Source organism: Candidatus Pelagibacter sp. Uisw_094, assembly GCF_047729535.1.
Taxonomy (GTDB): domain Bacteria; phylum Pseudomonadota; class Alphaproteobacteria; order Pelagibacterales; family Pelagibacteraceae; genus Pelagibacter.
Genome location: NZ_CP159823.1, coordinates 827,840 through 854,647 on the forward strand (window position 1 = coordinate 827,840; position 26,808 = coordinate 854,647).

General features: G+C 31.0%; 36 protein-coding genes and 2 pseudogenes. 8 read left to right on the forward strand and 30 right to left on the reverse strand.

Annotation, left to right across the window (positions count from 1 at the left end):
* Positions 1 to 57: 57 nt before the first annotated feature.
* The 16 genes and pseudogenes from ABXT72_RS04540 to dctP all read right to left on the reverse strand — a co-directional run bounded on the left by ABXT72_RS04540 (position 58) and on the right by dctP (position 10,507).
* Positions 58 to 1,458 carry a Glu/Leu/Phe/Val family dehydrogenase gene (locus ABXT72_RS04540; protein ID WP_415277783.1) on the reverse strand — a complete coding sequence of 467 codons (1,401 nt, stop codon included), beginning with the start codon at positions 1,456 to 1,458 and terminating at the stop codon, positions 58 to 60.
* A gap of 49 nt (positions 1,459 to 1,507) precedes the next feature.
* A complete protein-coding gene (locus tag ABXT72_RS04545; RefSeq protein WP_415277784.1) occupies positions 1,508 to 1,996 on the reverse strand; it encodes a hypothetical protein in 489 nt (162 codons plus the stop codon).
* The gene (locus ABXT72_RS04550) at positions 1,993 to 2,286 is read right to left on the reverse strand and encodes a hypothetical protein (RefSeq protein ID WP_415277785.1); all 294 of its coding nucleotides are present in this window, start codon (positions 2,284 to 2,286) and stop codon (positions 1,993 to 1,995) included. Before ABXT72_RS04550 ends, ABXT72_RS04545 begins: the two co-directional genes overlap by 4 nt.
* 1 nt (position 2,287) lies before the next feature.
* Positions 2,288 to 3,898, reverse strand: coding sequence for a SulP family inorganic anion transporter (locus tag ABXT72_RS04555; RefSeq protein WP_415277786.1), 1,611 nt, complete (start codon positions 3,896 to 3,898; stop codon positions 2,288 to 2,290).
* A 168-nt stretch (positions 3,899 to 4,066) separates the two neighbouring features.
* Complete coding sequence (locus ABXT72_RS04560; protein ID WP_415277787.1) at positions 4,067 to 4,471, reverse strand: HIT domain-containing protein; 405 nt, start codon at positions 4,469 to 4,471, stop codon at positions 4,067 to 4,069.
* Between the two features lie 12 nt (positions 4,472 to 4,483).
* Complete coding sequence (locus ABXT72_RS04565; protein ID WP_415277788.1) at positions 4,484 to 5,182, reverse strand: malonyl-CoA decarboxylase domain-containing protein; 699 nt, start codon at positions 5,180 to 5,182, stop codon at positions 4,484 to 4,486.
* Positions 5,139 to 5,252, reverse strand: coding sequence for a malonyl-CoA decarboxylase domain-containing protein (locus ABXT72_RS04570; protein ID WP_415277789.1), 114 nt, complete (start codon positions 5,250 to 5,252; stop codon positions 5,139 to 5,141). Before ABXT72_RS04570 ends, ABXT72_RS04565 begins: the two co-directional genes overlap by 44 nt.
* 106 nt (positions 5,253 to 5,358) lie before the next feature.
* Positions 5,359 to 5,526 carry a malonyl-CoA decarboxylase N-terminal domain-containing protein gene (locus tag ABXT72_RS04575; RefSeq protein ID WP_415279165.1) on the reverse strand — a complete coding sequence of 56 codons (168 nt, stop codon included), beginning with the start codon at positions 5,524 to 5,526 and terminating at the stop codon, positions 5,359 to 5,361.
* Positions 5,523 to 5,789 (reverse strand): hypothetical protein, encoded by a 267-nt coding sequence (locus ABXT72_RS04580; protein WP_415277790.1) that lies wholly within the window; start codon positions 5,787 to 5,789, stop codon positions 5,523 to 5,525. The genes ABXT72_RS04575 and ABXT72_RS04580 overlap by 4 nt, the downstream gene beginning before the upstream one ends.
* Positions 5,790 to 5,999: 210 nt before the next feature.
* Positions 6,000 to 6,125, reverse strand: coding sequence for a hypothetical protein (locus ABXT72_RS04585; protein ID WP_415277791.1), 126 nt, complete (start codon positions 6,123 to 6,125; stop codon positions 6,000 to 6,002).
* A 108-nt stretch (positions 6,126 to 6,233) separates the two neighbouring features.
* Positions 6,234 to 6,560 (reverse strand): hypothetical protein, encoded by a 327-nt coding sequence (locus ABXT72_RS04590; protein ID WP_415277792.1) that lies wholly within the window; start codon positions 6,558 to 6,560, stop codon positions 6,234 to 6,236.
* A gap of 142 nt (positions 6,561 to 6,702) precedes the next feature.
* Entirely contained in the window at positions 6,703 to 7,065 is a 363-nt protein-coding gene (locus tag ABXT72_RS04595) for a tRNA-dihydrouridine synthase (RefSeq protein ID WP_415277793.1), read from the reverse strand.
* A gap of 100 nt (positions 7,066 to 7,165) precedes the next feature.
* A pseudogene (locus tag ABXT72_RS04600) lies at positions 7,166 to 7,591 on the reverse strand (tRNA-dihydrouridine synthase).
* A gap of 34 nt (positions 7,592 to 7,625) precedes the next feature.
* Positions 7,626 to 8,957 (reverse strand): TRAP transporter large permease, encoded by a 1,332-nt coding sequence (locus tag ABXT72_RS04605; protein ID WP_415277794.1) that lies wholly within the window; start codon positions 8,955 to 8,957, stop codon positions 7,626 to 7,628.
* Entirely contained in the window at positions 8,957 to 9,451 is a 495-nt protein-coding gene (locus ABXT72_RS04610) for a TRAP transporter small permease subunit (RefSeq protein WP_415277795.1), read from the reverse strand. The genes ABXT72_RS04605 and ABXT72_RS04610 overlap by 1 nt, the downstream gene beginning before the upstream one ends.
* A gap of 46 nt (positions 9,452 to 9,497) precedes the next feature.
* Positions 9,498 to 10,507: pseudogene (dctP, locus tag ABXT72_RS04615) on the reverse strand (TRAP transporter substrate-binding protein DctP).
* 92 nt (positions 10,508 to 10,599) lie between these two features.
* Between dctP and ABXT72_RS04620 the strand changes: the two are divergent.
* Positions 10,600 to 11,838, forward strand: a complete 1,239-nt coding sequence (locus ABXT72_RS04620; RefSeq protein ID WP_415277796.1) for a CaiB/BaiF CoA transferase family protein — start codon at positions 10,600 to 10,602, stop codon at positions 11,836 to 11,838.
* On the opposite strand, the gene rpoZ is transcribed toward ABXT72_RS04620, so the two are convergent.
* The 5 genes from rpoZ to ABXT72_RS04645 all read right to left on the reverse strand — a co-directional run bounded on the left by rpoZ (position 11,725) and on the right by ABXT72_RS04645 (position 13,470).
* Complete coding sequence (gene rpoZ / locus ABXT72_RS04625; protein ID WP_415277797.1) at positions 11,725 to 12,225, reverse strand: DNA-directed RNA polymerase subunit omega; 501 nt, start codon at positions 12,223 to 12,225, stop codon at positions 11,725 to 11,727. The genes ABXT72_RS04620 and rpoZ overlap by 114 nt on opposite strands.
* Positions 12,226 to 12,268: 43 nt before the next feature.
* Entirely contained in the window at positions 12,269 to 12,568 is a 300-nt protein-coding gene (locus tag ABXT72_RS04630; RefSeq protein ID WP_415277798.1) for a hypothetical protein, read from the reverse strand.
* On the reverse strand, positions 12,565 to 12,798 hold the full coding sequence (locus ABXT72_RS04635; protein WP_415277799.1) for a hypothetical protein: 234 nt from the start codon (positions 12,796 to 12,798) through the stop codon (positions 12,565 to 12,567). Before ABXT72_RS04635 ends, ABXT72_RS04630 begins: the two co-directional genes overlap by 4 nt.
* Positions 12,799 to 12,916: 118 nt before the next feature.
* Positions 12,917 to 13,210 carry a hypothetical protein gene (locus ABXT72_RS04640; protein ID WP_415277800.1) on the reverse strand — a complete coding sequence of 98 codons (294 nt, stop codon included), beginning with the start codon at positions 13,208 to 13,210 and terminating at the stop codon, positions 12,917 to 12,919.
* Positions 13,195 to 13,470, reverse strand: coding sequence for a hypothetical protein (locus ABXT72_RS04645; RefSeq protein WP_415277801.1), 276 nt, complete (start codon positions 13,468 to 13,470; stop codon positions 13,195 to 13,197). The genes ABXT72_RS04640 and ABXT72_RS04645 overlap by 16 nt, the downstream gene beginning before the upstream one ends.
* 14 nt (positions 13,471 to 13,484) lie before the next feature.
* Here ABXT72_RS04645 and ABXT72_RS04650 point away from each other — a divergent pair, with 14 nt between their 5' ends.
* Together ABXT72_RS04650 and ABXT72_RS04655 are read left to right on the forward strand one after the other, a co-directional pair.
* Complete coding sequence (locus ABXT72_RS04650) at positions 13,485 to 14,360, forward strand: NAD(P)-dependent oxidoreductase (protein WP_415277802.1); 876 nt, start codon at positions 13,485 to 13,487, stop codon at positions 14,358 to 14,360.
* Between the two features lie 6 nt (positions 14,361 to 14,366).
* Complete coding sequence (locus ABXT72_RS04655; protein ID WP_415277803.1) at positions 14,367 to 14,972, forward strand: flavin-binding protein; 606 nt, start codon at positions 14,367 to 14,369, stop codon at positions 14,970 to 14,972.
* Here the strand turns inward: ABXT72_RS04655 and ABXT72_RS04660 are convergent.
* Positions 14,969 to 15,481, reverse strand: a complete 513-nt coding sequence (locus ABXT72_RS04660) for a gamma carbonic anhydrase family protein (protein ID WP_415277804.1) — start codon at positions 15,479 to 15,481, stop codon at positions 14,969 to 14,971. The genes ABXT72_RS04655 and ABXT72_RS04660 overlap by 4 nt on opposite strands.
* 20 nt (positions 15,482 to 15,501) lie before the next feature.
* Here ABXT72_RS04660 and ABXT72_RS04665 point away from each other — a divergent pair, with 20 nt between their 5' ends.
* Together ABXT72_RS04665 and ABXT72_RS04670 are read left to right on the forward strand one after the other, a co-directional pair.
* On the forward strand, positions 15,502 to 16,056 hold the full coding sequence (locus tag ABXT72_RS04665) for a thioredoxin family protein (protein WP_415277805.1): 555 nt from the start codon (positions 15,502 to 15,504) through the stop codon (positions 16,054 to 16,056).
* Positions 16,056 to 17,138 (forward strand): glycosyltransferase family 4 protein, encoded by a 1,083-nt coding sequence (locus tag ABXT72_RS04670; RefSeq protein ID WP_415277806.1) that lies wholly within the window; start codon positions 16,056 to 16,058, stop codon positions 17,136 to 17,138. Before ABXT72_RS04665 ends, ABXT72_RS04670 begins: the two co-directional genes overlap by 1 nt.
* On the opposite strand, the gene ABXT72_RS04675 is transcribed toward ABXT72_RS04670, so the two are convergent.
* Genes ABXT72_RS04675 through ABXT72_RS04685 form a run of 3 tightly spaced genes read right to left on the reverse strand, consistent with a single transcriptional unit; the run spans position 17,135 to position 20,114 of the window.
* Entirely contained in the window at positions 17,135 to 18,637 is a 1,503-nt protein-coding gene (locus ABXT72_RS04675; RefSeq protein ID WP_415277807.1) for a tripartite tricarboxylate transporter permease, read from the reverse strand. The two genes, ABXT72_RS04670 and ABXT72_RS04675, sit on opposite strands and share 4 nt — an antisense overlap.
* Positions 18,634 to 19,104 carry a tripartite tricarboxylate transporter TctB family protein gene (locus ABXT72_RS04680; RefSeq protein WP_415277808.1) on the reverse strand — a complete coding sequence of 157 codons (471 nt, stop codon included), beginning with the start codon at positions 19,102 to 19,104 and terminating at the stop codon, positions 18,634 to 18,636. Before ABXT72_RS04680 ends, ABXT72_RS04675 begins: the two co-directional genes overlap by 4 nt.
* A 29-nt stretch (positions 19,105 to 19,133) precedes the next feature.
* Positions 19,134 to 20,114 carry a tripartite tricarboxylate transporter substrate binding protein gene (locus ABXT72_RS04685; RefSeq protein WP_415277809.1) on the reverse strand — a complete coding sequence of 327 codons (981 nt, stop codon included), beginning with the start codon at positions 20,112 to 20,114 and terminating at the stop codon, positions 19,134 to 19,136.
* A gap of 115 nt (positions 20,115 to 20,229) precedes the next feature.
* Here ABXT72_RS04685 and ABXT72_RS04690 point away from each other — a divergent pair, with 115 nt between their 5' ends.
* On the forward strand, positions 20,230 to 20,931 hold the full coding sequence (locus ABXT72_RS04690) for an IclR family transcriptional regulator (RefSeq protein WP_006996686.1): 702 nt from the start codon (positions 20,230 to 20,232) through the stop codon (positions 20,929 to 20,931).
* Between the two features lies 1 nt (position 20,932).
* A complete protein-coding gene (locus ABXT72_RS04695) occupies positions 20,933 to 22,006 on the forward strand; it encodes an AbrB family transcriptional regulator (RefSeq protein WP_415277810.1) in 1,074 nt (357 codons plus the stop codon).
* Here the strand turns inward: ABXT72_RS04695 and ABXT72_RS04700 are convergent.
* Positions 21,998 to 22,930, reverse strand: a complete 933-nt coding sequence (locus tag ABXT72_RS04700) for a glycosyltransferase family 9 protein (RefSeq protein WP_415277811.1) — start codon at positions 22,928 to 22,930, stop codon at positions 21,998 to 22,000. The genes ABXT72_RS04695 and ABXT72_RS04700 overlap by 9 nt on opposite strands.
* 32 nt (positions 22,931 to 22,962) lie before the next feature.
* Between ABXT72_RS04700 and ABXT72_RS04705 the strand changes: the two genes are divergently transcribed.
* Positions 22,963 to 23,352: a DUF6165 family protein gene (locus ABXT72_RS04705; protein WP_415277812.1), complete on the forward strand. Its 390-nt coding sequence runs from the start codon at positions 22,963 to 22,965 to the stop codon at positions 23,350 to 23,352.
* Here ABXT72_RS04705 and ABXT72_RS04710 read toward each other — a convergent pair.
* Genes ABXT72_RS04710 through speD form a run of 4 tightly spaced genes read right to left on the reverse strand, consistent with a single transcriptional unit; the run spans position 23,346 to position 26,709 of the window.
* Positions 23,346 to 24,020: an ABC transporter permease gene (locus tag ABXT72_RS04710; RefSeq protein WP_271512242.1), complete on the reverse strand. Its 675-nt coding sequence runs from the start codon at positions 24,018 to 24,020 to the stop codon at positions 23,346 to 23,348. The two genes, ABXT72_RS04705 and ABXT72_RS04710, sit on opposite strands and share 7 nt — an antisense overlap.
* On the reverse strand, positions 24,020 to 24,712 hold the full coding sequence (locus ABXT72_RS04715) for an ABC transporter permease (protein WP_415277813.1): 693 nt from the start codon (positions 24,710 to 24,712) through the stop codon (positions 24,020 to 24,022). Before ABXT72_RS04715 ends, ABXT72_RS04710 begins: the two co-directional genes overlap by 1 nt.
* A gap of 45 nt (positions 24,713 to 24,757) precedes the next feature.
* Positions 24,758 to 25,609, reverse strand: coding sequence for a transporter substrate-binding domain-containing protein (locus ABXT72_RS04720; protein ID WP_415277814.1), 852 nt, complete (start codon positions 25,607 to 25,609; stop codon positions 24,758 to 24,760).
* Between the two features lie 59 nt (positions 25,610 to 25,668).
* On the reverse strand, positions 25,669 to 26,709 hold the full coding sequence (gene speD / locus ABXT72_RS04725) for an adenosylmethionine decarboxylase (protein ID WP_415277815.1): 1,041 nt from the start codon (positions 26,707 to 26,709) through the stop codon (positions 25,669 to 25,671).
* Positions 26,710 to 26,808 lie beyond the last annotated feature (99 nt).

The window sequence follows — 26,808 nt, forward strand, 5'->3', positions numbered from 1 at the left end:
AAATCATTACCAAGAAGTCTTCAGTTAATTTAAATATAGTTAAAATTAAGCCACTATTTATCGTTTAGGAAAGCCTTCTACTGTATAGAAGTTTCTTATCTTCTTTAGAGACACATAATAAGCACTGTCTCTAAATGATCTTTTTATTTGTTTTTTAGCATTATAAATTTCAATAAATGCATTTCTCATACTGTCTTCTAGACCTGAAAAAGCTAAATCCTCTTCATCCGCTCCATGGATAATTTTTTTAATGGTGTCAAAATCTGTTTTGGTATTAGTTTTTTTATCTATCAAATCAATAATGTCTAATATTTTTTGTTCTTGAAATCTTTTTTCAACTCTACCAAAACGTATATGAGAAATATCTTTAACCCACTCGAAATAAGAAACTACTACTCCGCCTGCATTGACATAAATATCAGGGATAATCACAACTCCTTTTTCAAATAATTTTTGATCTGCTTCAAATGAAATGGGTCCATTAGCAGCTTCAATTATTAATTTTGTTTTAATTTTATCTACATTATCAAAAGTAATTGCATTTTCTAACGCAGCTGGAATTAAAATATCACAATCTAATTCTAAGAGTTCACTTGGGTTATTTTTAAATTCTCCAAGTTTAGGATTATTAATACTTTTATTTTTTTGAAAAAATTCAATTAGTGCATTTATATCAATGCCTTTTTTATTATATAAATAACCATCAAACTCTCCAATAGCTATAATCTTTGCATTGTCTCTATTATATAAATGTTTAGCTAAATTACTTCCTACGTTACCAAAGCCTTGAACTATAATTTCATTATCTTTTAATTCATTTTTTAAACCAGCTTCTTTAACGACGTCTTCGTGTCTAAATATTTCTCTAACTACTTCTTCAATACCTCTACCGGTTGCTTCTGTTCTTCCAGCAATACCTCCACGATGTAGTGGTTTACCCGTTACACAACCTCTATAATTTATATCATCAGGTTTAAGTGTTTTGTATGTCTCTAAAATCCATTCCATTTCTCTTTCAGATGTTCCGACATCTGGAGCTGGAACATTTAATGCTGGAGAAATAAAACCTTTATTAATTAGTTTACTTGCAAAGGCTTTAGTAATCTCTCTTAGTTGAGGCATTGTGTAATTCTTAGGATTAATTTTTAAACCTCCTTTTGCACCACCAAAAGGAATATTAACTATTGCACATTTGTAAGTCATTAAAGATGCTAAAGCTTCCGTGTCATCTTGATCAACGGTTTCAGAATATCTTAGCCCACCTTTAGTTGGAAGTATGTGTTCTGAGTGAACTGCCCTCCATCCTGTAAAATTATTAATTTTGCCATCTAAGACAACACCTACATTTACTTTAATTAATGAGTGAGTGGATTTTAAATGTTCAAGTAAGTCATCACTAAAGTTTAGTAATTTAGCTGATTTGTCTACATGTAAGTTGACGTTATCTTTAAAGCTCATTTTTAAAAATCATATATTAATGAAATTTATTAACCACTTTTATCTTTATCTAATGAGGCTTAGTCCAATACCCATAAACACATCGTGTGCCCCGTCTTGAACAATCATAAGTATCATGCAAGACACCATCTTTAACAACAGTTATATGTTTTGAACAAGATACAATTAAAGTCCCACTTGGAAGTTCTTTTTTTTTTAAATGAACCTTACAACCTTGTCCTATAAACATCGTTGGCGTCCACTGCCATCCTAACTTTTCAAGGTATTTCTTAACAACTACTCTATGAGTGCCAGACCTCGGGCTATCATTTTTTTGTTTTAAACTTCTTGCAAGTCTAGTTCGTGATGTAGTTCTAAATTCTTCATTTGCTTTATAAAGATCGTCATAAATTTTTTGGTAAGGAAGATTTGTTACAATTGCAATGGATCTAACTACACAGTCTCCAGCTTTTCCTTTATAACCAGCGGCAGCTCGTCCCCCGTCATTGATTTCTAATTCTAAATTGCTACTTGAAAATAATCTCTTAAAAAAATTCAAGATTTACTTTTGTGATCAAGGATCTCTACCATACACTGAGTTGCATATTCACGCCATTCCTCAGCTGATTTATCCTTAAGGTTATTAAGGTGGTTCATATTGCTATCTATATTTTCTTGATGTTTAGCTTTATCAGCTTCTTCTAGATTTTTTTCCATGTTAGTAAGATTAGTCTTCATTGCATTAATCCAACTATTGCCAAGCTCTACACATTTAACATCATCCTTCTCATCACAAATTTGTTTAAAGAAATTGAAAATAACGTCATCGGCTTTTATCTCTTTGCTCATGTTAATTTCCAAAAATACCTAATTTAACATCATAATCAACTGCAATTCCGTAATCAGGATCGTCATCACTATCAACAACAAGCTGGCCAGCTCTGCTTAATAATCTATGACAATCACGAGTTAAATGTCTTAATTTAACTTTTTTTCCAAAGCTATTATATTTATCAGCAATGTCTTCAATTGCTTTTAAAGCTGATTGATCAATTACTTTTGATCCTGCAAAATCAATAATGACTACTTCAGGATCTTCTTCTGGTTTAAATAATTCTAAAAAACTATCCGTTGAACTAAAGAAAAGTGGACCTTCTATTTCATAGACTTTAGCACCCTTTTCTCTAACGGAGGGTCTCTCAACTGCTCTAATTCTTGAGGCAGATTTCCAAGCAAATACTAATGCGGATACAATCACTCCAACAATTACTGCAACGGCTAGATCTTCTAAAACAGTTACAACGGTTACAAGAACAATAACTAGTGCATCACTCTTTGGTACAAAAAATAATATCTTTAAAGAATTCCACGCAAACGTTCCAATCACCACCATAAACATTACACCAACAAGAGCTGCAATTGGGATCATCTCAATATAGCTTGATGTATATAAAATAAAAATTAATAAGAATAATGCTGCAGCTATTCCCGCAATTCTTGTTCTACCACCTGATTTTACATTAATCATAGATTGGCCAATCATCGCACATCCACCCATACCCCCAAAAAAACCAGTAACTGTGTTTGCGAAACCTTGCGCTAAACATTCCTGACTAGCGCCTCCTCTTTTATTAGTAATTTCACCAACTAAGTTAAGGGTTAACAAACTTTCAATTAAGCCAATAGCAGATAATATAAATGCATAAGGGAAAATAATCTTTAGAGTTTCAAAGTTTAAAGGAACACTTGGAATTGAAAATATAGGTAATCCTCCTTTAACACTTGCAAGATCTCCAACACTTGGAATATCAATCTTTAATACTAAAACTAATACAGATGTTGCTAAAATAGCAGCAAGTGTAGCTGGAACTGCTTTAGTAATCTTTGGCAGTAACCAAATGATTAACATAGTTAAAACTACAAACCCAATTGAATAATATAAAGTATTCCCTGAAATCCACACTGATTCACCCATTGCATTAAAGGTTTTAAACTGACTAAGTTGTGAAATACCAATAACAATTGCAAGGCCATTAACAAAGCCGAGCATTACCGGTTGTGGTACCATTCTAATAAATTTTCCAAGCTTAAAGACCCCTGCTAGTAATTGTAAAATTCCCATTAACACTACAGTTGCAAACAAGTATTGAGCACCGTGATCCATAACAAGTGAAACCATAACAACAGCTAAAGCACCAGTTGCCCCTGAAATCATTCCAGGTCTTCCTCCAAATACAGCTGTAATTAAACCAACAATAAAAGCCGCATAAAGTCCTGATAAAGGTGCAACTCCTGCAACAAAAGCAAAAGCAATAGCTTCTGGAACTAATGCTAAAGCAACCGTTAAACCTGATAAAACTTCAATTCTAAACAGGGAGAAGGATGCCCCTTCCTTTGGAATATAATTTTGTGAGTTAAAACCAATAGATTTTGCAAATGATGAGAGTGTGGTTTTAATCAATGTATTTTAATTTAATTTTTTGTGAATCGAGGTGTTATCTATTTACTAAAGCAAGCGGTTGATAAAGTCTACTTTCAATTAATACGTGTTAACAAATTTGGGACGAATCAGATACATAATACTTAAGAGGTAGTGGCGGGAGACTAAAACTACCTCTGTCCTTAACCTTTAATCCTTAAAATACTTTTTAATCTTATTGATAGTTTTTGCTAATAGAATTTTTGAATAAGGTTTCCCTTTAACCACCCAAACTGACAAAGGCCACGTACTGTCTTTAGTAGATCTTGCGATAATATGAATATGTAATTGAGGAACAATGTTACCAATCTTCTCAACATTAAGTTTTTTTGTTTTAAAAATTTTTTTCATTAATTTACTGCAATAAACAATTTCTTTCATTAATAACATTTGATCTTTTGAGTTAAGTTCGGAGATATCATTAATATTTTTTCGTTTAGGAATTAAAATGATCCAGGGAAATTTAGCATTATCAATTAAACGAATACTACATAATTTTAAGTCAGCTATTAAATGAGAATTTTTTATAAAACTTTTGTTTATTTTATTTGCCATATCAAAATATTGTTATAGATATTTATTTATTTTATCAGATACGATTACTTTATTATTGTTCATATAATCTTCATGATTTTTTTCTATATTTTTTAGCTCATAAAGATAATTAACCATAACACCATAAGATCTTTTAAACCCAGTTTCAGATACATTTGCATTAACAACTATATCCTCAACAATTGCTCCATTACCTAAATGAAATCTACTAACATCATTAATTGGAAGACCTTTTTTATTTTTTTCATTAATTATATAGTGAGCAACTAATTTTATTATTGCTTCTTTATTTTCAACAATTCTATTATCACCAATTTTCATATCTTTTGATTTTAGGAAAGATACATTTTGATTTGTTAAATCTCCTAAAATATTTTTAATTTTACTTTCCTCCAAGTATGAAAACCAGTCAGCAAATCCAGGTATTGGGGATAATGTTCCAAAATTTTTGATATGAGGTAGCTCCTCTTGTATTTCATATACAACCCTTTTGATTAGAAAATTACCTAAGGTAACTCTTGATAACCCTTCTTGGCAGTTACTAATTGAGTAAAAGGTAGCTGTATCATATTTTTTTTGATCATTGCTTGAAGGTTTCATTAACTCTTGTATTGATTTACCCAAACCCTTTGTAAGAGCTACTTGGACAAAAATAATTGGCTCATCTTCAAGAGCTGGATGAAAATAAGAGAAAAAACCTTCTATCTTCACCTAATCTTCTCTTCAGTTCATTCATATCCTTTATTTGATGAACTCTCTCATATTTAATTATTTTTTCCAAAACTGCAGCTTTCGTGTCCCATGTAATTTTTGCAAGTTTGAGAAACCCAGGATTAAACCAGGCTCTAAATAAATGTCTAAGGTCATTATCTAATTCTGAAAGCTCTTTATTGGATCTTTAATATTTTTAACAAATCCTCTCTTAAGGCAACTATAATCGCTGTTCCATTAGGTGCCATGTTCATTCTTCTAAAAAGTTCTCTTCGCTTACCCTCAGAAACCTTAAATAGATCAGATAAGGTTCTTTCGTTTTGCGATTTCGTATAATCTTCTATTGCTTCATTAACTTTTTTAAAGCTGGGTTTATATTTTTCTTAATTTGTTTGAAAAATAATAATTTTTTTTCTGGTGATAGTGATTGGTATAATTCAGTAATATCTCTAGCAACAGTAATTCCAAATGCAGCACCTTTATGAGAAATTAAATCATCACATAAAGGTATAATAGATTCTAAGTTATTTTTTTTAATGTTTTTAATACTAAAAAGTTTTTGGCCTGCGTCTGCAATAGATGAAATTATCTGTTTTAAATTAAACATTTAATTATTTGTTCATTATATTTAAAGTATTCATATAAAAACTTTGCTGCAACTATTAGTAAAAAAACACCAAGTATTTTACTTAATTGTATTTTTATCTATTTTGTAAACGGTTTTTGCACCCAACCTTGCCATAAAAGTTGTAACTGGAACAAAGACTACAAACCCTAATAGATTTATATAACCCACACTAAAAGGAGTTTGTTTTTATCAATTATCTTCCCACCTATAATCCTGGTGATTGCTCCAACTAAGCGAAATTAAAAAACCAACAGCTGCAGCTGTTCCTATTGATTTTCTTATGGCATAACCAAAAGTTCTCATAAATGGTACCATTCATGATCCACCACCAATACCTAGGGGCCTGAAATAAAACCAACCAATCGCCAGATATATTTTTAACAATGTTAGAAATTGTTTCAGGATTTTCCACAAGTTTTTCTCTTAGGAAAATAAAATAATAAACCCACCATAAAAGCAAATATTGAGAAGAATAGTACTAGAGTTGGTGTCTTTAGATTTACAGCAAATAATGTCCCCGCTATACACCCCCAATAACATAAATATTCCATAGCATTTTACCATATTAAAATCCACTGCATTAAATTCATATGATTGGTCGAAATTATTGACGTTGGGATTATTATTGCAAAAGACGTTCCAACTGCTAAGTGCATTACTAGTTGCTAATTCAAACTCTAATACAGTTAAAGCATAATACAAAAATGGAACTGTAATTAATCCACCTCCAACACCAAGTAATCCAGCCACAAAACCAACAGCCGCAGATATTCCAAGGACCGCTAGTAGGTTAATTATCTCACCATAGTTTAAGTTTTCGATTATGAACTAACTTGATTGGCTTTCTCGTTATTTTGCACAATGGTCATTATATGTTTTGATCTTTTTAACATCAGAATCTCTTGCACATCATATTTTCACTTAAATATCTTTTCCATTCTTTTGAACCTATTTGACCATGATATAATCCAAGTGTGTGTCTCATAATTTGATTTAATTGTGTGCCTATCTTAATTTCTTCCTCTAGGTACTCTAGTAATTTCTCGCAATTTCTTCTCTTGTACGTTTTTATTATTCCAAATATTTCATTTTCAATTTCAGCTAACGAATAAGGAGTGTGATAAACAGATCGTCCAATCATAACACCATCACCTATACCTAAATGATCTTTCATTTGATCAGTTGTTGTAATTCCACCATTAATAATAATTTCTTGGTCTGGATTATCTTCTTTTATTTTGTAGACCAATTCCATATTTTAGTTGAGGAATGTTTAAATTTTGCTTAGGTGACATTCCAGTAGAATAGCTTTTCTTGCATGAATATAAAAGTTCTAACACCAGTCCTTTTTATCGTTAGTATAAAATGATGTAAATTTTCAAAGTCTTCAGTGTCATCGTAACCAATTCTTGTTTTAATTGTAACAGGAATTTTACAACGATTGCCATTTTACTTAAACACTCTGCAACTAAATCTGGTTCTTTCATTAAGCATGCACCAAATTTATTTTTTTCAACTTTTTTCCTAGGACAACCAAGATTTAAATTTATCTCATCATAACCCATGTCCTCACCAGCTTTTGCTGCCTCTGCTAAGGCTGTTTGTCAGATCCACCAACTTGAAGAGCTATTGGTTTTTCATCTGGATTAAATTCTAAGAATTTTTTTTTGATCTCCTCTATGAATAGCAGATTTTGTGACAACCATTTCAGTATAGAACAATGTATTTTTACTGATCAGTCTTAAAAAAAAACGTTCATGACGATCAGTACAATCCATCATGGGTGCAACGGAAACTTTTCTATTAATTTTTTTTTTAATATCCAAGAGGTTTACCCATTAATTTATCAGGTAGCCAACTTACAATTTCAGGAAAAATACACAATATCAATATGGATAAAACCATCATCATCATAAATGGAAACGATCCCTTTAAGATTGTAGATAAACTTACATCAGGCGTTATTCCTTTAATTATATAAAGATTTAATCCAACGGGTGGTGTTATTAAGCCTATTTCCATATTTATAGTAAATACTATTGCAAACCAATATGGATCAAAGCCTAGTGTAGTAATAACAGGCAATAATATAGCTGAAGTCATTACAATAACAGCTACTGGCGGTAAAAAGAAACCAGCAACAAGTAAAAACACATTAACCATTAAAAAAATCATCCATTTATTACTACTTAACTCAATCATGCTTTGAGCAAGGGATTGCGTTACATAAAGTTGGGATAGTGTGAATGCAAAAAGATAGGATGCCGCAATAATAAACATTATCATTACACTTTCTTTCATCGAAATTTTAACAATATTCCAGATTTTCTTAGGTTGATAAATTTTGTAAACAACAGCTATCATTACAAAAACTAAAAATGCTCCAACACCTGACGCTTCTGATGGTGTCGCAACTCCTCCATAGAGAACATATAAAACCCCAACAATGATTGCTAAAAACGGAAAAATTCTAGGAAGAACTTCTAGTTTTTCTTTTAAAGTTGGTGGCTTTCTATTTCTTAATAATTTTGATGCATTTTTATCAATGAAGTAACTGTGTATTAATGCCCAAACAGCAAAAAGACTTGCCAACATAAACCCAGGAATAATACCAGATAAAAATAGTCTTCCAATAGAAGTTCCAGTTGCCATACCATAAACAATTAAAACTATACTAGGTGGAATTAAAACTCCTAAAGTTCCTCCAGCAGCAATTGTTCCTGTGGCAATTTCATCTGAGTACCCTCTTTTTCTCATTTCTGGAATTCCCATAGTACCAATAGCAGCACATGTCGCTGGACTTGATCCACTTAAAGCTGCAAAAATTGAACATGCACCAATATTAGATATAACTAAACCACCTGGAACTCTCCATAACCATCTATCAAGACCAGTATATAAATCTTTGCCTGCAGGTGAATGAGCAACAGCCATCCCCATAAGAATGAACATTGGAATTGATAGTAATACAAAAGAATTTAGTCCTGCATAAAAAGTTTCAGCAAATACATCTAACATTTGCAGTCCTTCGAAAGCAACCAAGAGAGTAATTGAAACAAAACTTAATCCAAAAGCAATTGGAATACCTGAGAATAAAACTATTAGTGTAAAAACAGCAACTATTATTGCAATCGTTAACGGATCCATTATTTAAAATCCTTTTCATCAAATAGTTTTATTATTTCAGCAATATATTGAAGTCTCATTAAAATAGAACCTATTAACATTGATGAATAAGGCACCCATAAAGGAGGATCCCATATTGTGCCTGTAGTGTAATTTTTAATGAAAGCTTCCTCTACCATTAAGAAACCAAAATAAAACAATGTTAGAAAAAACCCTAAGCTTAAAAATGAAGTAAAGATCTTGAGTTTAATAATATTTTTTTCAGACATAAAGTCGTAGATCCACTCCATACTTACATGAGCTTTTTCACTTAAAACATAAGCACTACCAATAAAAGTAGATGCAACAAGCAACATTGTAACCAATTCTGTTTGCCAAGTAATTGCATGTTGAAAAAAATATCTTTCAAAAACTAGTTCGACAATTACCAAGATAGACAAGATTAAAGCGCCTACAGCAAAAGCTCCACAAGCTTGAGCTGTGTAATTACAAAATTTTAAATAATTTTTTATCATAAAAAAAGCCCTTATTTATTTTAAAACAAGGGCTTTATATATTAATTTATTTAACTGCTAAAGCCATTTCCATAAGCTTAGCACCACCTGGTACTTGCTCTGCAAACGCTTTGTGGGCAGTTTTCTTTGCGATCTCAATCCATTCAGCGTGATCTGCAGCTGTCATATATACTAACTCAACACCAGCATCTCTATAAGCATCTTCAAATGTCTTATCAAGATTAGCTACTTGTGCTGTCATATATTTTTCAGCTTCTTTTCCAGCTTTCATAAGAGCTTCTTGTTGCTTAGAACTTAAAGCATCAAAAGACTTCTTAGACATAAGGATCGGCTCATACATAAACCATAGACCAAATTTTCCTGGAGGTGTTGCACATTTAACTTGTTCATAAATTTTGTAACTTACAAAACTTCCTGAGCTAGTATTTGCACCAGTTAATACACCTGTTTGTAGACCAGTATAAATTTCTGAAGATGGCATACTTTGAATACCAGCTTCTGTTGTTTCAAGCATTTGGTTAAATGCTTTCCAGCTGCTCTGATTACTTCACCTTTTGCATCACTTGGTTTTCTAATACCTTTTGTTGTTGAAACAAAACCACCACCTAACCAAGCATCAGATAAAACAACTACACCTGCATCATTAATGATTTTTTTAATCTCAGTCATCATTGGAGATTTATTAAATCTTAGTGCATGATCATGGTTTTTAACTGTTCCTGGCATTAAAGTTGCACTGAACTCTGGGTGAAACTTTGATGCGTATCCTAAAGGGAAAGCAGATATATCTAATTGACCAGTAGTCATTGGCTTCCACTGTTGTTTCGGTTTATGTAAAGATTTTTCAGGGTAAATTCTGATATCAATATCAACATTAGCTTTTGTTTCTTCATCAGCAATAATTTGAACCATTTCGTGACGTGGGTCAAAAGATCCATCAGCTCTAGGAGTACCAGGCCATTGGTGACTTGCTTTTAACGTTACCGCATAAGCAGAACCAACTGTTGATAAAACTAAAACTAATGCTGTAAAATATAACGATATTTTTTTAAACATTATTATTCCTCTCATTATGTTATTTAAGAGATGCATATAATTAAAGTTATTGATAAGAGTCAACACTACACAAAAACATTATTCTATAAAATATGGACGGTCCTTTAAAAAACCTATTAGTTCTTGACCTAACTAGGGTCCTTGTTGGCCCTTATTGCACAATGATGCTCTCAGATTTAGGTGCACGAGTGATAAAGGTAGAAGCGCCAGAGGTTGGTGATGATTCAAGAAAATTTGGGCCCTTTATTGAGGATTATTCAGCCTATTTTATGTCACTAAATAGAGGGAAAGAAAGTATAGCACTTAATCTAAAAAACACTGATGATAAAAAAATATTTGAAAAAATATTAGCTAAAGCAGATATCTTAGTTGAGAATTTTAAACCAGGTACATTAGAAAAATGGGGATATGGATGGAAAGATGTTTGTAAAAAATATCCAAGATTAATTTATGCATCAGCTTCTGGCTTTGGACAAACAGGTCCATTAAAAGAATTGCCTGCTTACGATATGGTTGTTCAAGGTATGGGTGGTTTAATGAGTGTTACCGGTCAGCCAAATTCTGAACCAACAAGAGTTGGTACATCTATCGGTGATATTACTGCGGGCTTATTTACTACAGTTGGAATTAATGCTGCACTTTATGATAGAGAAAAAACTGGCAAAGGAACTTTTATTGATGTTTCAATGCTAGACTGTCAAATAGCAATTTTAGAAAATGCTATTGCAAGATATCTTGCTAAAAATGAAATACCAAAACCAATGGGATCCCGTCACCCATCTATTGCTCCTTTTGAGGCTTTTAAAACAAAAGATAGTCACATCATTATAGCAGCTGGTAATGAAAAATTATTTGAAAAACTTTGTAATGTTTTAAATATTCCTGAAATATCTAAAGATCCAAAATTTAATACAAACTCATTGCGATCAGAAAATATGGATGATCTTAAAAAAATACTTGAAGATAAACTTATTGTTAAAAATACTAATGACTGGGTAAGTGAAATGGAAAAAGAAAAAATTCCATGTGGTCCAATATTTAATATTAAAGAAGCCGTTGAAAACCCTCAAGTTCAAGCAAGAAATATGATTGTTAAAGCACATCACAAAGTAATTGGAGATTTTAAATTAGCGGGTAATCCAATTAAAATGTCTAATTATAAGGATGAAACAACACGTGGTGATATTCCAGACTTAGATGAACACAGGGAAGAAATCTTAAAGGAATTTAATAATTCCAGTTTCAGTGTCTTCACTAGCAACTTCAGTTTCTTCACTAGCAACTTCAAGTTCTGGATTAACTTCTACTTCTGGTTCTGCTTTTGCAGTTAGTTCTTCTAAATCTTCTGGTGCAACTTGAATTTTTTCTGGAATTTTTCTAGCTCTTTTAGATGGTAAAATAGGTGTTCCACTTTTAGAAATTTCACCTTTGTACATACTGTCAAAATCATCACCGATAACTTCATCATCATCAGTACCATCGTCAACTTGTTCAACATGTTTTCTAAGTTTGTGAATAGCGCTATCAGTTAAGTCTGAAACTTTAATGGTTTCTTCTGCAATTTCTCTTAAAGATATAACTGTATTTTTGTCATTATCTCTATCAAGTGTAGGCTCAAGACCTGAATTTAATTGAACAGCTCTTTCTTTAGCAACCAATACTAATTCGTAAGGACTTTCTACTTTATCTATGCAATCTTCTACTGTTACTCTAGCCATGGGCGATTATCTATACCGTCATAATAAAAAATGCAAGGATTTTCTAAATTATTATTGGATTTAATTTTTTTCTTATCAAAAAAAGAACGATTATTGAAATAAAAATATAAAAGCCAGAGATAAGAGCAATATCACCTACTGTAAAACCTAAATCGATCAATAAACCAAATAAAGCAGTACCAAAAGCTGTGGCAAAAACCATCAAAGCAGTTGTGAGGGCCTTAATTGATCCAAGGTTTTTGACTCCATATAATTCAGCCCACGTAGCCGAACCTAATATATTTGCAAATCCATTAGAAACACCAACTAACCCTAAAAATAAAAATGCAAATTGGAGTATCAAAATAGATAAAACAACAACTGCAACAATAAAAGTGGAATATTCATATAAATCAAAAGTTTTCTACTTGTAAATTTATCTATTAAAAACCCAGATAAAAATAAAGTTAGTACTGAAAGTATTGAATAAGACATAAATGATTGAGCAATTACATAGGGTCCCCAACCTTTAGAGGTTTGCACAAAAGATTGAAAAACAGCAAAACCAGTAAAAATCCATGGCATGGCAAGCATATTTAAGCTTATTATATAAAATCTGTAATCCTTAATTACTTCTCTCCTACTCCATTGTTTAATCTCAACTTCTTTAATATTTTCATCACTAGCTTCTCTAGAATCTAAATTTAAATTTTTAATTAATAAAAAGGATTATAGGTAAAATAATTAAAACGTAATTGAAAACTATAAGCCAAAGATTTTGCCAATCTACGATAGTTAATAGATATATAATTAATACAGGCATAATAAATTCTGCAGACGAAAGTCCAAACCAACTGATGCTTAATGCTCTACCTCTTGTTCTAGTAAAGTACCTTGAAATAGTAGTTGATGCTGTATGAGACATCAATCCTTGACCTGAAAATCTCATTAAAAAAATTGCAATAAAAAGTAAAAAAACTGATGAAACTTTTAGAAGAAAAAACATGCAAAAGATAGAAGAATAATTACAAATAAAGCAAATTTAAAAATATTTACATCATCTATTTTCTTACCAACCCAAATTAATAATAAGCTACTAAATAAAGTGGCAGATGCATAAATTGAGCCAAATTGTCCATGAGTGATAGATAGTGCATCTCTTATACTTGAATTAAACAGCCCTAAAAAATAACTCTGTCCAAAACTAGAAAAAAATGTAAAAATAAATCCAAATAGAATTACTTTAAACTTCAAACTATTAAACATAGGAAATAAAAATTATGTCTTGTAATGTTGCTTTCATAGGTCTTGGTGTCATGGGTTATCCAATGGCAGGTTATATATCAAAAGCTGGTCACAATGTAACTGTTTATAATAGAACAGCTACTAAAGCTGATAAATGGATTACAGAATACAAGGGCTCAAAAGCAGATACTCCTGCTAAAGCTGCTGAAGGTGCAGATTTTATTTTTACTTGCGTTGGTAATGATGAAAATTTAAGAGAAGTTTCTCTTGGAGAAAATGGATTATTTAAAACAGCCAAAGAAGGTTCAGTTTATGTTGATAACTCAACTGTATCAGCAGAAATTTCTAGAGAATTATATGCTGCAGCCAAAGAAAAAGGATTTGGCTTTTTAGATGCGCCTATTTCAGGTGGTCAAGCAGGTGCAGAAGGTGGAATACTAACTGTAATGGTTGGTGGTGATGAAGATGTTTTTAAAAAAGCTGAGGAAGTTATTGATTGTTATAGCAGAAAAGTAAAACTAATTGGTAAAACTGGAAGTGGTCAATTAACTAAGATGATGAACCAAATGTGTATCGCTGGAGCTGTGCAAGGTTTATCAGAGGCTATTAACTTTGGAATTAATGCAGGGTTAGATATGGATATTGTAATGGAAACCATATCAAAAGGTGCTGCTCAATCTTGGCAAATGGAAAATAGATACAGAACAATGACTGATGATAAGTTTGATTATGGTTTTGCTGTTGAATGGATGAGAAAAGATTTAAAAATTGTAATTGAAGAAGCAAAGAAAAATGGCTCACCAGTTCCAACAACAGAACTTATTGATAGTTATTATGCTAAAGTTCAAGAAATGGGTGGTAACCGTTGGGATAGTTCAAGCTTGATTGCTCTATTAAAGAAGAAAAAATAATTATTAGTGACTAATACTGTTCCTTACTATGAGGACTTTACTGAGATCAAAAATAAAATTTGGTCAATGTTGGATAATGCTATCAAAGATAGAGGGTCTCCTTTTAGAATTCCTGTATTTATTTGTGGTGGTCAAGATGACTTTGATGGAAGAATTGTAGTTCTTAGAAAATCTGATCAGGAAAATAATATTATCCAATACCATAGTGATATTAGATCTAATAAAATTCCTAAATTAAAATCAAATAAAAATGCAGCAATGCTTTTTTATGACAAGGAAGAGAAGATTCAAGTTAGGCTTAAAGTTGAATGCATTGTTAATCATGAAAATGACATTACAAAACAGTCTTGGTTAAAAACAGGTCATATGAGTAGAAAGTGTTATTTAGTTGATAATGGTCCAGGAACGAAATCTGAAACTCCGACTTCAGGATTAAAACCTGAGTTAGATAATTTTGAATTTACTATGGAGCAAAGTGAGGTGGGTTATAAAAACTTTACTGTTATTCAATGTAAAATTAAAAGTATTGAGTGGCTTTATTTAGCAGCTAAGGGTCACCGTAGAGCTAGATTTGATTTAGAAAATAACAAAGATACTTGGTTAATTCCTTAAAATACTGATTTAGAATATTTTTTCCAGTTATCTTGATAATGAACAGCATTTTTAGTAATTAACTTTACCTCTTCAGTTGATACTTGTCTTACAATTTTACCAGGTGAACCAACTACTAGAGAGTTATCTGGAATGACTTTATTTTCAGTGATCAGTGCATTAGCGCCTATGATGCAATTTTTTCCAATCTTTGCTCCATTTAAAATGACAGCACCAATTCCAATTAAAGAATTATCTTCAATTGTGCATCCATGAAGCATAACTAAGTGACCTATAGTTACATCTTTACCAATTTTTAATGGGTAGCCTGGGTCAGTATGCAATACACTGCCATCTTGAATATTGGAGCCTTCACCTACATAAATATTTTCAACATCACCTCTTAAAGTAACATTAAACCAAATACTGGTATTTTTTTCTAGCGTAACATCACCAATGATAGATGCGTTAGATGCAGACCAATTTTCACCTAAATTTTTAACTTTTTTATCTTCCAAATCATAAAACATAACTTATATATTATTATAACATGCCGTTAAAAACTCCAATATGTGATTTCGGACAAGCTGCTAAAAGCTTCGAATTAAAGTCTACTAATAACGAAATTATTAAATTAAACGATGTTAAAGGGACAAATGGAACTTTGGTTATGTTTATTTGCAACCACTGCCCTTACGTAAAAGCGGTTATTAAAGACATTGTTGAAGATTGTAAAAATTTAAAAGAATTAGGTATTACAGCAGTGGCCATATGCTCTAATGACACAATTAATTACCCTGAAGATAGTTTTGAAAATATGATTGAATTTGCTAAAAAACATCAGTTTAATTTCCCTTATCTACTTGATGAAACTCAAAATATTGCAAAAAGTTATAATGCAGTGTGCACTCCTGATTTTTTTGGATACAACAATAATTTAGAATTACAATACAGAGGTCGAATAAGAGAATTAGATAATTTAAAACCAGTAAGAGCTGGTGATAGTGATTTATTTATAGCAATGAAACAAATAGCTGAGACAGGCAAAGGTCCTGAAACACAAATTCCAAGTGCTGGATGTGCCATTAAATGGTTAGATAATTAATGTATTTAATAGTTACAAAAACATTTCCCCCTGAAATTGGTGGTATGCAAAATTTAATGTGGGGTTTAGCAAATGAACTCTCAAAACACTACATGATAAAAGTATTTGCTGATTATTATGAAAATCATAAATTATTTGATGAACAAGTTTCTTTTTCAATAGAACGTGTGGGTGGAATAAAGCTTCTTAGAAAATATAGAAAAGCTCAATTGATTAATGAATTTATTAAAGAAAATAAGATTGATGGTATTATTGCTGATCACTGGAAAAGTTTAGAACACCTTAAGACTAATAAAAAAAAGATATGCTTGATCCATGGTAAAGAAATTAATCATAAAAAAGGTACCTCTCTTAATAAAAGAGTATTAGAGGTTTTAGATAATGTTGAAACCATAGTTGCTAATTCTGAATACACTAAAAATTTAGCTATTTCATTGGGGGTTCAGCAAGATAAAATTATAGTTATTAACCCTGGTGTTGATGCTGTTGAAGAATTAGATAAAAAAACCTTAGACAAAGTAGAAAATTTATTAAAACATAAATCTCCAAGACTTATTACTGTCTCTAGATTTGATAAAAGAAAAAATCATGAAAAAGTAATCATGGCTCTTCGAAATTTAAAACAAATATACCCAGGTATTATCTACATTTGTGTGGGTTATGGTGATGAAGAAGAAAATATTAAAAAATTAGTGGCAGAATTGGGCCTTCAGCCACAAGTGATGTTCTTTAAAGATATTTCTAATGAATTAAAAAATGCACTAGTTGCTAAATCTAATATTTTTGTAATGCCATCAATTGTTCATAAAAAATCAGTTGAAGGATTTGGTATTGCTTATGTTGAAGCAGCTCAATATGGATTGCCCTCTCTTGGAGGAAAAGATGGGGGTGCAGCAGATGCAATCAAACATGAGAAAACGGGTTTAATCTGTGATGGCAATGAATTAGATGAGGTTTATTCATCAATCAATTTAATGTTAGAAAATAATAAATTCCATGAGTATGGAAAAGCTGCCAAAGAAAATTCTTCTAAATTTAAGTGGAGTACGATTATTGAAGAATATAAAAAAATTCTAAACTAAATCTTTTTATTTTTAATTGTTTTATAAATTTGCCACCCAACAATTAATATTGTTATTCCTATTATTGAAGCGGTAAGAGGTCTGCCCCATAAAAAAGTCCATGAACCATCACTTATTAATAAAGATCTTCTTAAATTTTCTTCCATTAATCCACCAAGAACAAAAGCTAATATGAGTGGTGGCATTGGAAAATCATATAAGCGCATAAAAGTTGCAACAACTGCAATCCCAATCATTAGATAAATATCAAAATTATTAAATGACATTACATAAATTCCTGTAATTGAAAAAAATAGAATAAGTGGAATTAAATAGTTTTTAGGTACCGCAAGTATTCTTGCTATGTAAGGTATCAAAGGTAAGTTTAAAATAAGTAACACTACCATTCCAATATACATAGACATGATTACCGACCAAAAAATTTCAGGATTAGTTATATAAAGTCTAGGTCCTGGTTGAATTCCAAATCCTAATAAAGCACCAAGCATTACTGCAGTAGTTCCACTTCCGGGTATTCCTAAAGTTAATAAAGGAACAAAAGCTCCAGAGCACGCTGCATTATTTGCAGTTTCTGGTGCAGTTAAACCATGAACACTACCTTTACCAAATTTTTCTTTTTCTTCATCGCTAACAAAATTTCTTTCCATTCCATAGGCTAGAAATGAAGCAATAGTTGCTCCAGCACCTGGTAAAACTCCAATTAAAAAACCAATTACTGAGTTTCGAGGAATAGCTTTCAACATTTTGCCTCTCTCTTCTTTATTAATCTTGATTGAACCAAGTTCTGTTAATGAAACTTGTTTTGCAACTGCAGATGGATCATTTCGTTTTAAAATAATTGTTAAGGCTTCACTCATAGCAAAAGTTGCCATCACAACTAAAACGAAACTTATCCCATCGGATAAATTCATATTATTAAAAGTAAATCTTGTAATATCAGATAATGAATCTTGCCCTACTGATGCCAGCATTAAGCCTAGAACAACCATCATCATTGCTTTTAAGAATTGTCCCTTTGATGAAAAGGCTGCAATTGCTGTTAAACCTAAAATCATTAAAGCAAAATAATCTGGTGATCTAAAAGATAAACTTACTTTAGATAAGCTTGGCGCAAGAAATAATAAATAAATTGAAGCAAGTGTTCCACCTGCAAAAGAACTCCAAGCAGCAATCGCTAAGGCTTTTCCAGCTTTACCTTGTTGAGCCATTGGATATCCATCAAATGATGTTGCAACAGTTCCAGGAACGCCTGGAGCATTTAATAAAATTGATGAAGTTGATCCACCAAATACTGCACCATAATAAACACCCGCCATTAAAATTAATCCAGTTGCTGGATCAAAACCATAAGTAATAGGTATCATTAATGCAATTGCCGTCATTGGCCCAAGACCGGGTAGCATCCCAATGATGGTTCCAAAAAAACAACCAATCATAACCATAAATATGTTTTGAAATGTAAGAGCTGTTTTTAAACCAATTAAAATTCCTTCAATCACCCCATAACTCCAATTAATTTTAAAAATGGATCTCTTAAATAAATTTCAAGCACACCATGTAAAAGATACATGAAAGCACTAACAAAAGGGAAAGAGAGTAAAAATATTAATTTCCACCTTCTCTCACCTAACGCATAATAAGAGGACGCTAAAAATAGAGAGGTCGTTAAAAAATAACCTACTTTTAATATAGTTGCTCCATAAATAATTGCTATAATCACAAGTATAGCCGTTTTCTTGTACTCTAAATTATTATGATCAACTTTAATGGTATTACGTTCTGGTAAAATAATTTTTAAACTAGAAAAGAATAAACCTGCATAACCTAAATAAATTGGAAATGTTCTGGCATTAAAAGGTGAGTTTTCATCAAATGAAAAAACTTGAATTTGATACGCGATATATAAATAGAATGCTGAGAAAATAAAAAAGAGCAGTGATATAATTTTAGTAGTATTTATATTCACTGCTCTAATTTTTAAATAACCCTAAAGGATTATATAACTCCCAATTTCTTCATAAGAGCTGTCATTTCTACAGTTTGCTTTTCTAAGAATTTAACAAAATCCTTATCTGAGTTATAAATATTAACCCAAGCATTTCTTTTTCTAACAGCTTCCCATTCAGGAGTTTCCATAACTTTACCTAACATTGTAGATAAAGCTTTTTTATCTTTATTGCTCATATTTGGAGGTCCAAAAAATCCTCTCCAGTTTACGAACTGAACATCATATCCTTGTTCTTTTAGAGTTGGTGCATCCGGCGCATCAGCTACTCTTGAAGGAGCAGTTATACCAATAATTCTTACTTGGTCTCTTGCACCCATAAGTTCACCTAAACCTGTAGAGATAATTTGAGTTTCTCCAGATAAAAGTCCAGCTAACGCTTTTCCACCAGCATCATAAGGTATGTAAACAACATCATTTGGATTAGCACCAGCAGCTTGGAAAGCTAAAGCACCAATTAAATGGTCCATACTTCCTCTTACTGATCCACCAGCCATTTTGATAGAGCCTGGATTCTTTTTGTATGCATCAACTACATCTTTAAAGTTTTTGTAAGGTGAGTCTTTTGCAACTGCAATTGCACCATAGTCACCAATTACACCTGCGATTGGTGTAACATCTTTATAAGATAGAACTCCAGACCCTGAAACATAACCTTCGTGTCTAGTAATAGATCTTAAAACTAACGGTGTAGATTGTACTAAAACCGTATTTTTAGGTTGGGTGTTAATCATGAAAGCTAAAGCTTTTCCTCCACCACCACCTGACATATTTTCAAATGATGCACTTTTTAACATTCCTGATTTTGTTAAAGCTTCTCCAGTACCTCTAGCAGTTCCATCCCATCCACCACCAGCACCACCACCAATTACGAAATGGATTTTATCCATTGCGATTGAATTTGTTGCTGTTGCAGAGAATAATACAATTGCTGAAAATAGTACTGAAACTATTTTTTTAATGTTTTTCATTATTTCCTCTTTATTATTAGTTAATAAGACATTTACTTGAAATCTTTATCAATAGTCAATACCACTCTACCATGTTGTTCTATTAGTTAGAACATGCTATTCTACCTAGTAGAATATGATTAAAATAAAAAAAAAAATTGATGGCGTTGAGGCAGTAAACAAAGCACTAGAGATTATAAATTGTTTCACACTAAAGAAAGAAACATTAAGCATAACTGAAATTTCAAAAATTACAGGTGATTATAAAAGTAGAGTTTCTAGAATATCAAGATCATTAGAAAATTATGGGTTTTTAAGAAGAATTGATAACGGTACATTTAAACTTGGAAGTTCAATTGGTAGGCTAATAGAAGTTTATGATGATAGTTTCAATTTTAAAAAACTTATAAAAGATGAATTAGATTTCATAATGACAAAATCAAATGAAACAGCTAGTTTTTTTGTAAAACAAAAAAATTATAGAACTTGTTTGATAACTAGTGAACCCAATAAACCCATAAAACACACAATCCAAACTGGATTAAAAAGACCTCTAGACAAAGGTTCAAGCGGACATGTTCTTTCATCATTTCATAATTTACCAATTAAAAATAAAGAAACTATTCTTAAAAACCAATATTCGATGTCTTTTGGTGAAAGAGATAGAGAGATCGCTTCTGTTTCTGTTCCAGTAATACCAACTAAAAACAAAATTTTAGGATCACTAACAATTACAGGACACATTAGTAATTTTAATAAAAAAAATTGTTTATCATTTTTAAATATTTTAAGATTATCAAGAATTAAGATTGAAAAAAAACTTAAAAAAATTTCATAATATGAACGCTTCTCTTGACTTAAACAAAAATGCTTTAAAACAATTATTTTCTAAAAAATTTCTATTAGTTATTTTAATTTCTATCCCAAGTGCAATTGTAGCTGACTATTTTAATATTCCATTGGCGTGGATGCTTGGTCCTATGCTTGCAGTTTCAATTGCAGCATTAAGTGGAATAAAAATTAAGATGCCAAAGCTAGCTTTAAGTTCAATTTTAATAGTTCTTGGTCTTCATATTGGAAATTATATCGATCAAAATTTAATCAATCAAATGACTGAATGGGTGTGGACTTCAATAATAATGTTTGTCTATATTTTAATAAGTATTTTAATTGTATCTAAATATTTACAAAAATTTTCAGGCTATAATGTCAAAACTTCTATTTTTTCAGCAGCACCGGGTGCTTTAGGACCTTTAATGATATTAGCTGAACATGAAAAATCTGACTTATCACAAGTTGCTACATCACATTTAATTAGGTTAATTATAATAATAACTGTTATTCCCTTTTTTGTTGTTAATTATTCAACAAATGAAGCTCTAACAATTGAAAAATTTGATTATCTTGATCAAAACCATTTTCATCTTTTAATCCTCTTAATAGGTTCAATATTATTAATTTTCTTATTTGATAAAATTGGTGTGCCTGCTGCATTATTATCAGGAACATTAGTTGCAAGTGGAATTTTACAAATAACTGAAGTTGCTTCCTATAAACTACCAAATGAAAGTATAAATTTTTGTTTACTTATCTTGGGTGCTTCTGTTGGTTGTCGTTTTGCAGATAAATCATTAAAAGAAGTTGCAGGTAATTCATTTCATAGTTTGGTTGCAACTGCAATATTGGTAGCTCTTGGATTGTTAGCTGCAATTGTTGCAACATATTTTGTTGATACCAATTTTTTAACTCTACTTTTATCTTTTTCTCCTGGAGGAATTTATGAAGTAGCAGTCATAGCAATTGCGTTTGATTTAGACCCTAACTTTGTAGCATTTCATCATATTATAAGATTACTAATGATACTCTTCACTGTTCCTATAATATTGAAAATTATTGGTAAGAAATTAAATTAATATTTTTTCTAAAATTTTAGCCGCACTTAATTTTTCTAAATCATCAACTTGAATTGCTTTAAAGTTTTCTCTCTCAATGCTAACCTTGTAGGCAGTTGTATGTTTACCAAATAAAGTTAGTCCTTTTGCATCAAGGTGTGAGGAGATATGAGCTGGGCCCGTATCATTTGCAATAACAAATGAGCTTTCTTTAATCAAGCTTGCTAGTTGAGAAATATCTAGAGCTTTACCTTTATCTAAAATTGAAAGAGCATTAATGTTTTTTGCATCATCAATTTCAGATGGTCCTGGAGCTACTACAACTTTAATTTGGTCTTCATATTTATTTTTAATTAACTCTATTAGTTCATTGTAATGAGGCCATTTTTTATGAGTTAGATGAGCTGAACAAAAAGGAAATAAAACAATATATTTATCTAAGTTAAATTCTTGTTTAAGATTATCAATGTTAGTGACAACCCAACTAAAGTTTGGTTTCATAGTGTGTTCAGTTTTAATACCAGAAGCTTTTAGCTGATGATCAAATCTATTCAAAACTGGGTCTTTATCAAATTCTTCTTTTGAGATATTTTTTGGTAAAGTAGTTTCTGAACTAGACCAAGTGTTAAAATTTGCTTTTGGAAATAAAATATTTTTATAGAATTTTGTTCTAGATGAGTTTTGTAAATCATAAACTTTTTTTATCTTTAGTTTTTTTAAAGTTCTCATCAGTAAATATAGATAAATTATATTAAACCTTGATAGACGTTTGTCTAAAATAACATTATTCACAAATGGGTTTTTTTTAAATAATTCAAAATAGGGTTTTGTTGTTAATATATGTATTTGATCTTCTGGGTGGTTTTCAGAAATATCTTGAATTGCCCCACAAGCTTGCGCTATATCTCCTAAAGAACCATGTTTGATAATTAAAATATTAGACATATTTCTAACAACTTAACATAGTATAAATTTTTATGAATAAAATTCTAGTTGAAGTATCTGTTGGTGAACTTTTAGATAAAATTTCTATTTTAGAGATTAAACAAGAAAAAATTAAAGATCCTGAAAAACTAAAATTTATTAATGATGAACACAGTATTTTAAAAGATCAATTAGATAACAATGTTAAATCTGATGAAAAGCTTAATAACCTTTTTCAATCCCTAAAAGATATCAATACAAAATTATGGGTGATTGAAGATGACAAAAGATTGTGTGAAAAAAATTCTGATTTTACTGAAAATTTTATAAAACTTTCAAGAGATGTTCATTTTTTAAATGATGAACGAGCTAAAATCAAACTAGAGATGAATACTCATACAGGCTCTAAGATAAAAGAGATTAAAGAATATACTTCTTACTGAAAACTATATTTTTTTTCTAAATATTTTATCAAGTTATGAATGATAAAAGTCATAAATAAATAAATTCCACCCGCTAAAAGAAACACCTCTAAGGGTTTATAAGTCGTTGATACAATGTGTTTTGCAACACCAGTAATATCCATTAAGGTTACCGTGCTTGCAAGGGATGTGCCCTTCATCATTAATATAATCTCATTACCATAAGCTGGTAAAGATTGTCTGATCGCTACTGGAATTTGAATTTTATATAAAATAATTTTGCTTGATATCCCAAGACTTTTGCCAGCTTCTATAATTCCAGGTTTTATAGTTTGAAAAGCTGATCTTAAAATTTCTGAAGTATAAGCTCCTGTATTTAAAGCAAATGCAATAATTGCGCACCAATACGGCTCTTTTAATATTACCCAAAGAAAAGTTGATCTTAACCACTCAATTTGTCCAAGACCATAATAAATTATAAATATTTGAACCAATAAAGGGGTTCCTCTAAATAAATAAGAATACCCATAAGCAAATTTATTTATAAATGGGTTTTTGTTTAATCTTAATACTGCAAATAAAAACCCAATAAATAAGCCAATGATTAAAGATGCTGATAATAATTTTAAGGTTATAACTGCAGCACTTAGTAATTTTGGCAAACTTGTTATCATTAAATCAAAATCCATTAAAAGCCCCTATTATATTTGACTTCAAGTCTATTAATTAGCTTCATGCTTAAAAATGTAAGCATCAAATATAAAACCGCAGCAAAACAATAAAAGAACAAAGGATCTCTAGTTGAACCCGCTGCAATATAAGATTGTCTCATGATCTCAACTAAACCTGTAACTGATATTAAAGATGTATCTTTTAAAGTGATTTGCCAAACATTGCTTAAGTTCGGAATAGCAAGTCTTAACATTTGAGGTAAAATTATTTTATAAAATTGTACAAATTTACTAACACCTAAAACTTTAGCAGCTTCAAATTGACCTTTATCTATTGATTGAATAGCACCTCTAAATACTTCTGTTGAATAAGCCCCAGATATAATACCGATTGCAACTGAACCCGTAATAAATGCATTAATTTCTATATATTCAAAGTATCCAAAAATTGAAGCAACATACATTATCGCTCCACTACCTCCAAAAAAGAAAAGATAAATTACTAATAATTCTGGAACACCTCTGATGACTGTTGTGTACGTATTTCCAATAAAATTTAGAAATTTGTTATTAGATAATTTAAGTGGCGTAAAGATTAATGAAAATAAAAAACCAATTAACATTGCAGTAACTGCCACTGCAATTGTCATTAGAGTTGCATAAAACAACTCGTCTCCCCAGCCTGTTTTTCCGAATGATAAAAGGTCCATATCGAAAGGGCGACTAAATAAATAGTCGCCTTTTCAAAATATTATTTACATAGAAGCGTCAAAGCCAAAATGCTTGATCGCTAATTTGCTGATGATTCCTTGTTTTCTAGCAGTATTGATTGCTTTGTTGAAATCTTTAAGAAGTTTTGCATCTCTTGTACCAATTGCATCATCTCCACCTTGTCTAATTCCAACACCAACACCATTACCAAAAGCACCACCTGAAAAAGTAGGTCCAACTAGTACTACTGGTTTTCCTGATTTATCTGCATAATCAGTGAATGCAACTGCTGCAGCTAATGCAACATCACATCTACCAGAAGTTAAGTCTAAATTTACTTCATCTTGAGTTTTGTAAGTTCTAACATTTACTTTACCAACATCACCAGACTCTAAAAAGTTTTGGTGAATAGTTCCAGTTTGTGTACAAACAGTTTTTCCAGCAAGTGCAGCAGTTAAAGTCTTAAGAGTTTTCTTAACAGCACTTCCACCTAAAGTTAAATTAATACCTTCTGGTGTATCCATGCTCTCTAAACTTGAACCTTTCATTACTGCAAGGGCTGCTACTTCGTCAGCATAACCTTGTGAAAAAGTAATTGTTTTTTGTCTTTCAGCAGTAATTGACATTCCTGCCATGATTGCATCAAACTTTCTCATTAACAAAGCTGGAATCATTCCATCCCAATCTTGTTCAACGATTGTACATTCATGTTTCATAATTGCACAAAGTTCTTGAGCTAGCTCAACTTCAAAACCTATAAGAGCACCTGATGCATCCTTAGAGTTCCATGGTGGGTAAGCGCCTTCTGTTCCAATCTTTATTTTATCGGCATAAACATTTCCAATAATTAATAAAGAAGCAAGAACACTTAATATTGTTTTTTTAAATATATTCATTATTTTCTCCTTTAATTTGAGACAATTATTTCACAAATTTAATAATTAAAAAAGAAAAATTAATGATTTATTGAAGAAGAAAAATTCCAGGAACAATCAAAACTAGGTATGTAAACTCTAGATATTTTAGTATTTCCAAAATGATGGTTAAATACATTTAACCAGCTATCAACTTGTTTGGGTTTTTTATCTTGGCTACCAACTTGAGCTGTAATCACTCCTTTTGGTTTTAAAATTCTAATCATAGAATCCATGTTTTTTGCAGCGAGATCTATGCATAACTGATCATCATTAAGATCAACAAATATGTGATCATAAGTGTCATCTTGTACTGATTTTATACTTTCAAAAGCATCTCCCCATACACATTTTACTGAATTTTTTTCTGTAGATTTTTTTCCAATATCACCGAGGTGTTTATTGCAAACATCCACAACCTCAGGATCAAGTTCATACCAATCAACAAAACTAAAATTTTTAGAAATACATTCTCTAGCAACACCACCATCACCTCCACCAATAATAGCTGCTTTTTCATTGTCTTTATTTAAATTAAGACCTGCACCTACAAATGTTGAGCTGTATAAATGTTCATCAGTTGATGCAACTTGAATTTCGCCATCAATAAATAAAGATTTACCAAATTGTTCTAATTCTAAAATTTCAATATGCTGACCAACTTTTGATTTAAAATCTTCAATCACATCATTTACTACATATGATTTTTGTAAACCAGATGAACTATAAATATCATGATAAAGGGATTTTGTGTCTCTATTAAATTCTTTTTTAACAATTCTTTTATGTTTGAATTCTTTTTTAACAATATCGAGTGCAATAGAAGGGCTTACCTTTCCACATGTGAAAAAATCAAAACTAATAATTCCTTTTTCTGGAAACGTATGAAAACTGATATGACTTTCGGCTAATAAGGCAAGTATAGTGAAACCTTGAGGTTCAAATTTATACTTTGAAATTTTGAGAATTGTAACTTCTGCAGCTTTTGCAATTTTACGAATTACATTTTCGTAGACTGAAGGGTCATACTCTTGAGTAGTGCCTATGATGTCTAAAGTTATATGCTCACCTACTTTAGTCATAAAAATTATTCCCTCTTATAATTTTTTATTAATATTAAATTTGAAGATTTTATATAGGTGTATTGATAATTTTCAACAATTAATGAATTTTTTGATATT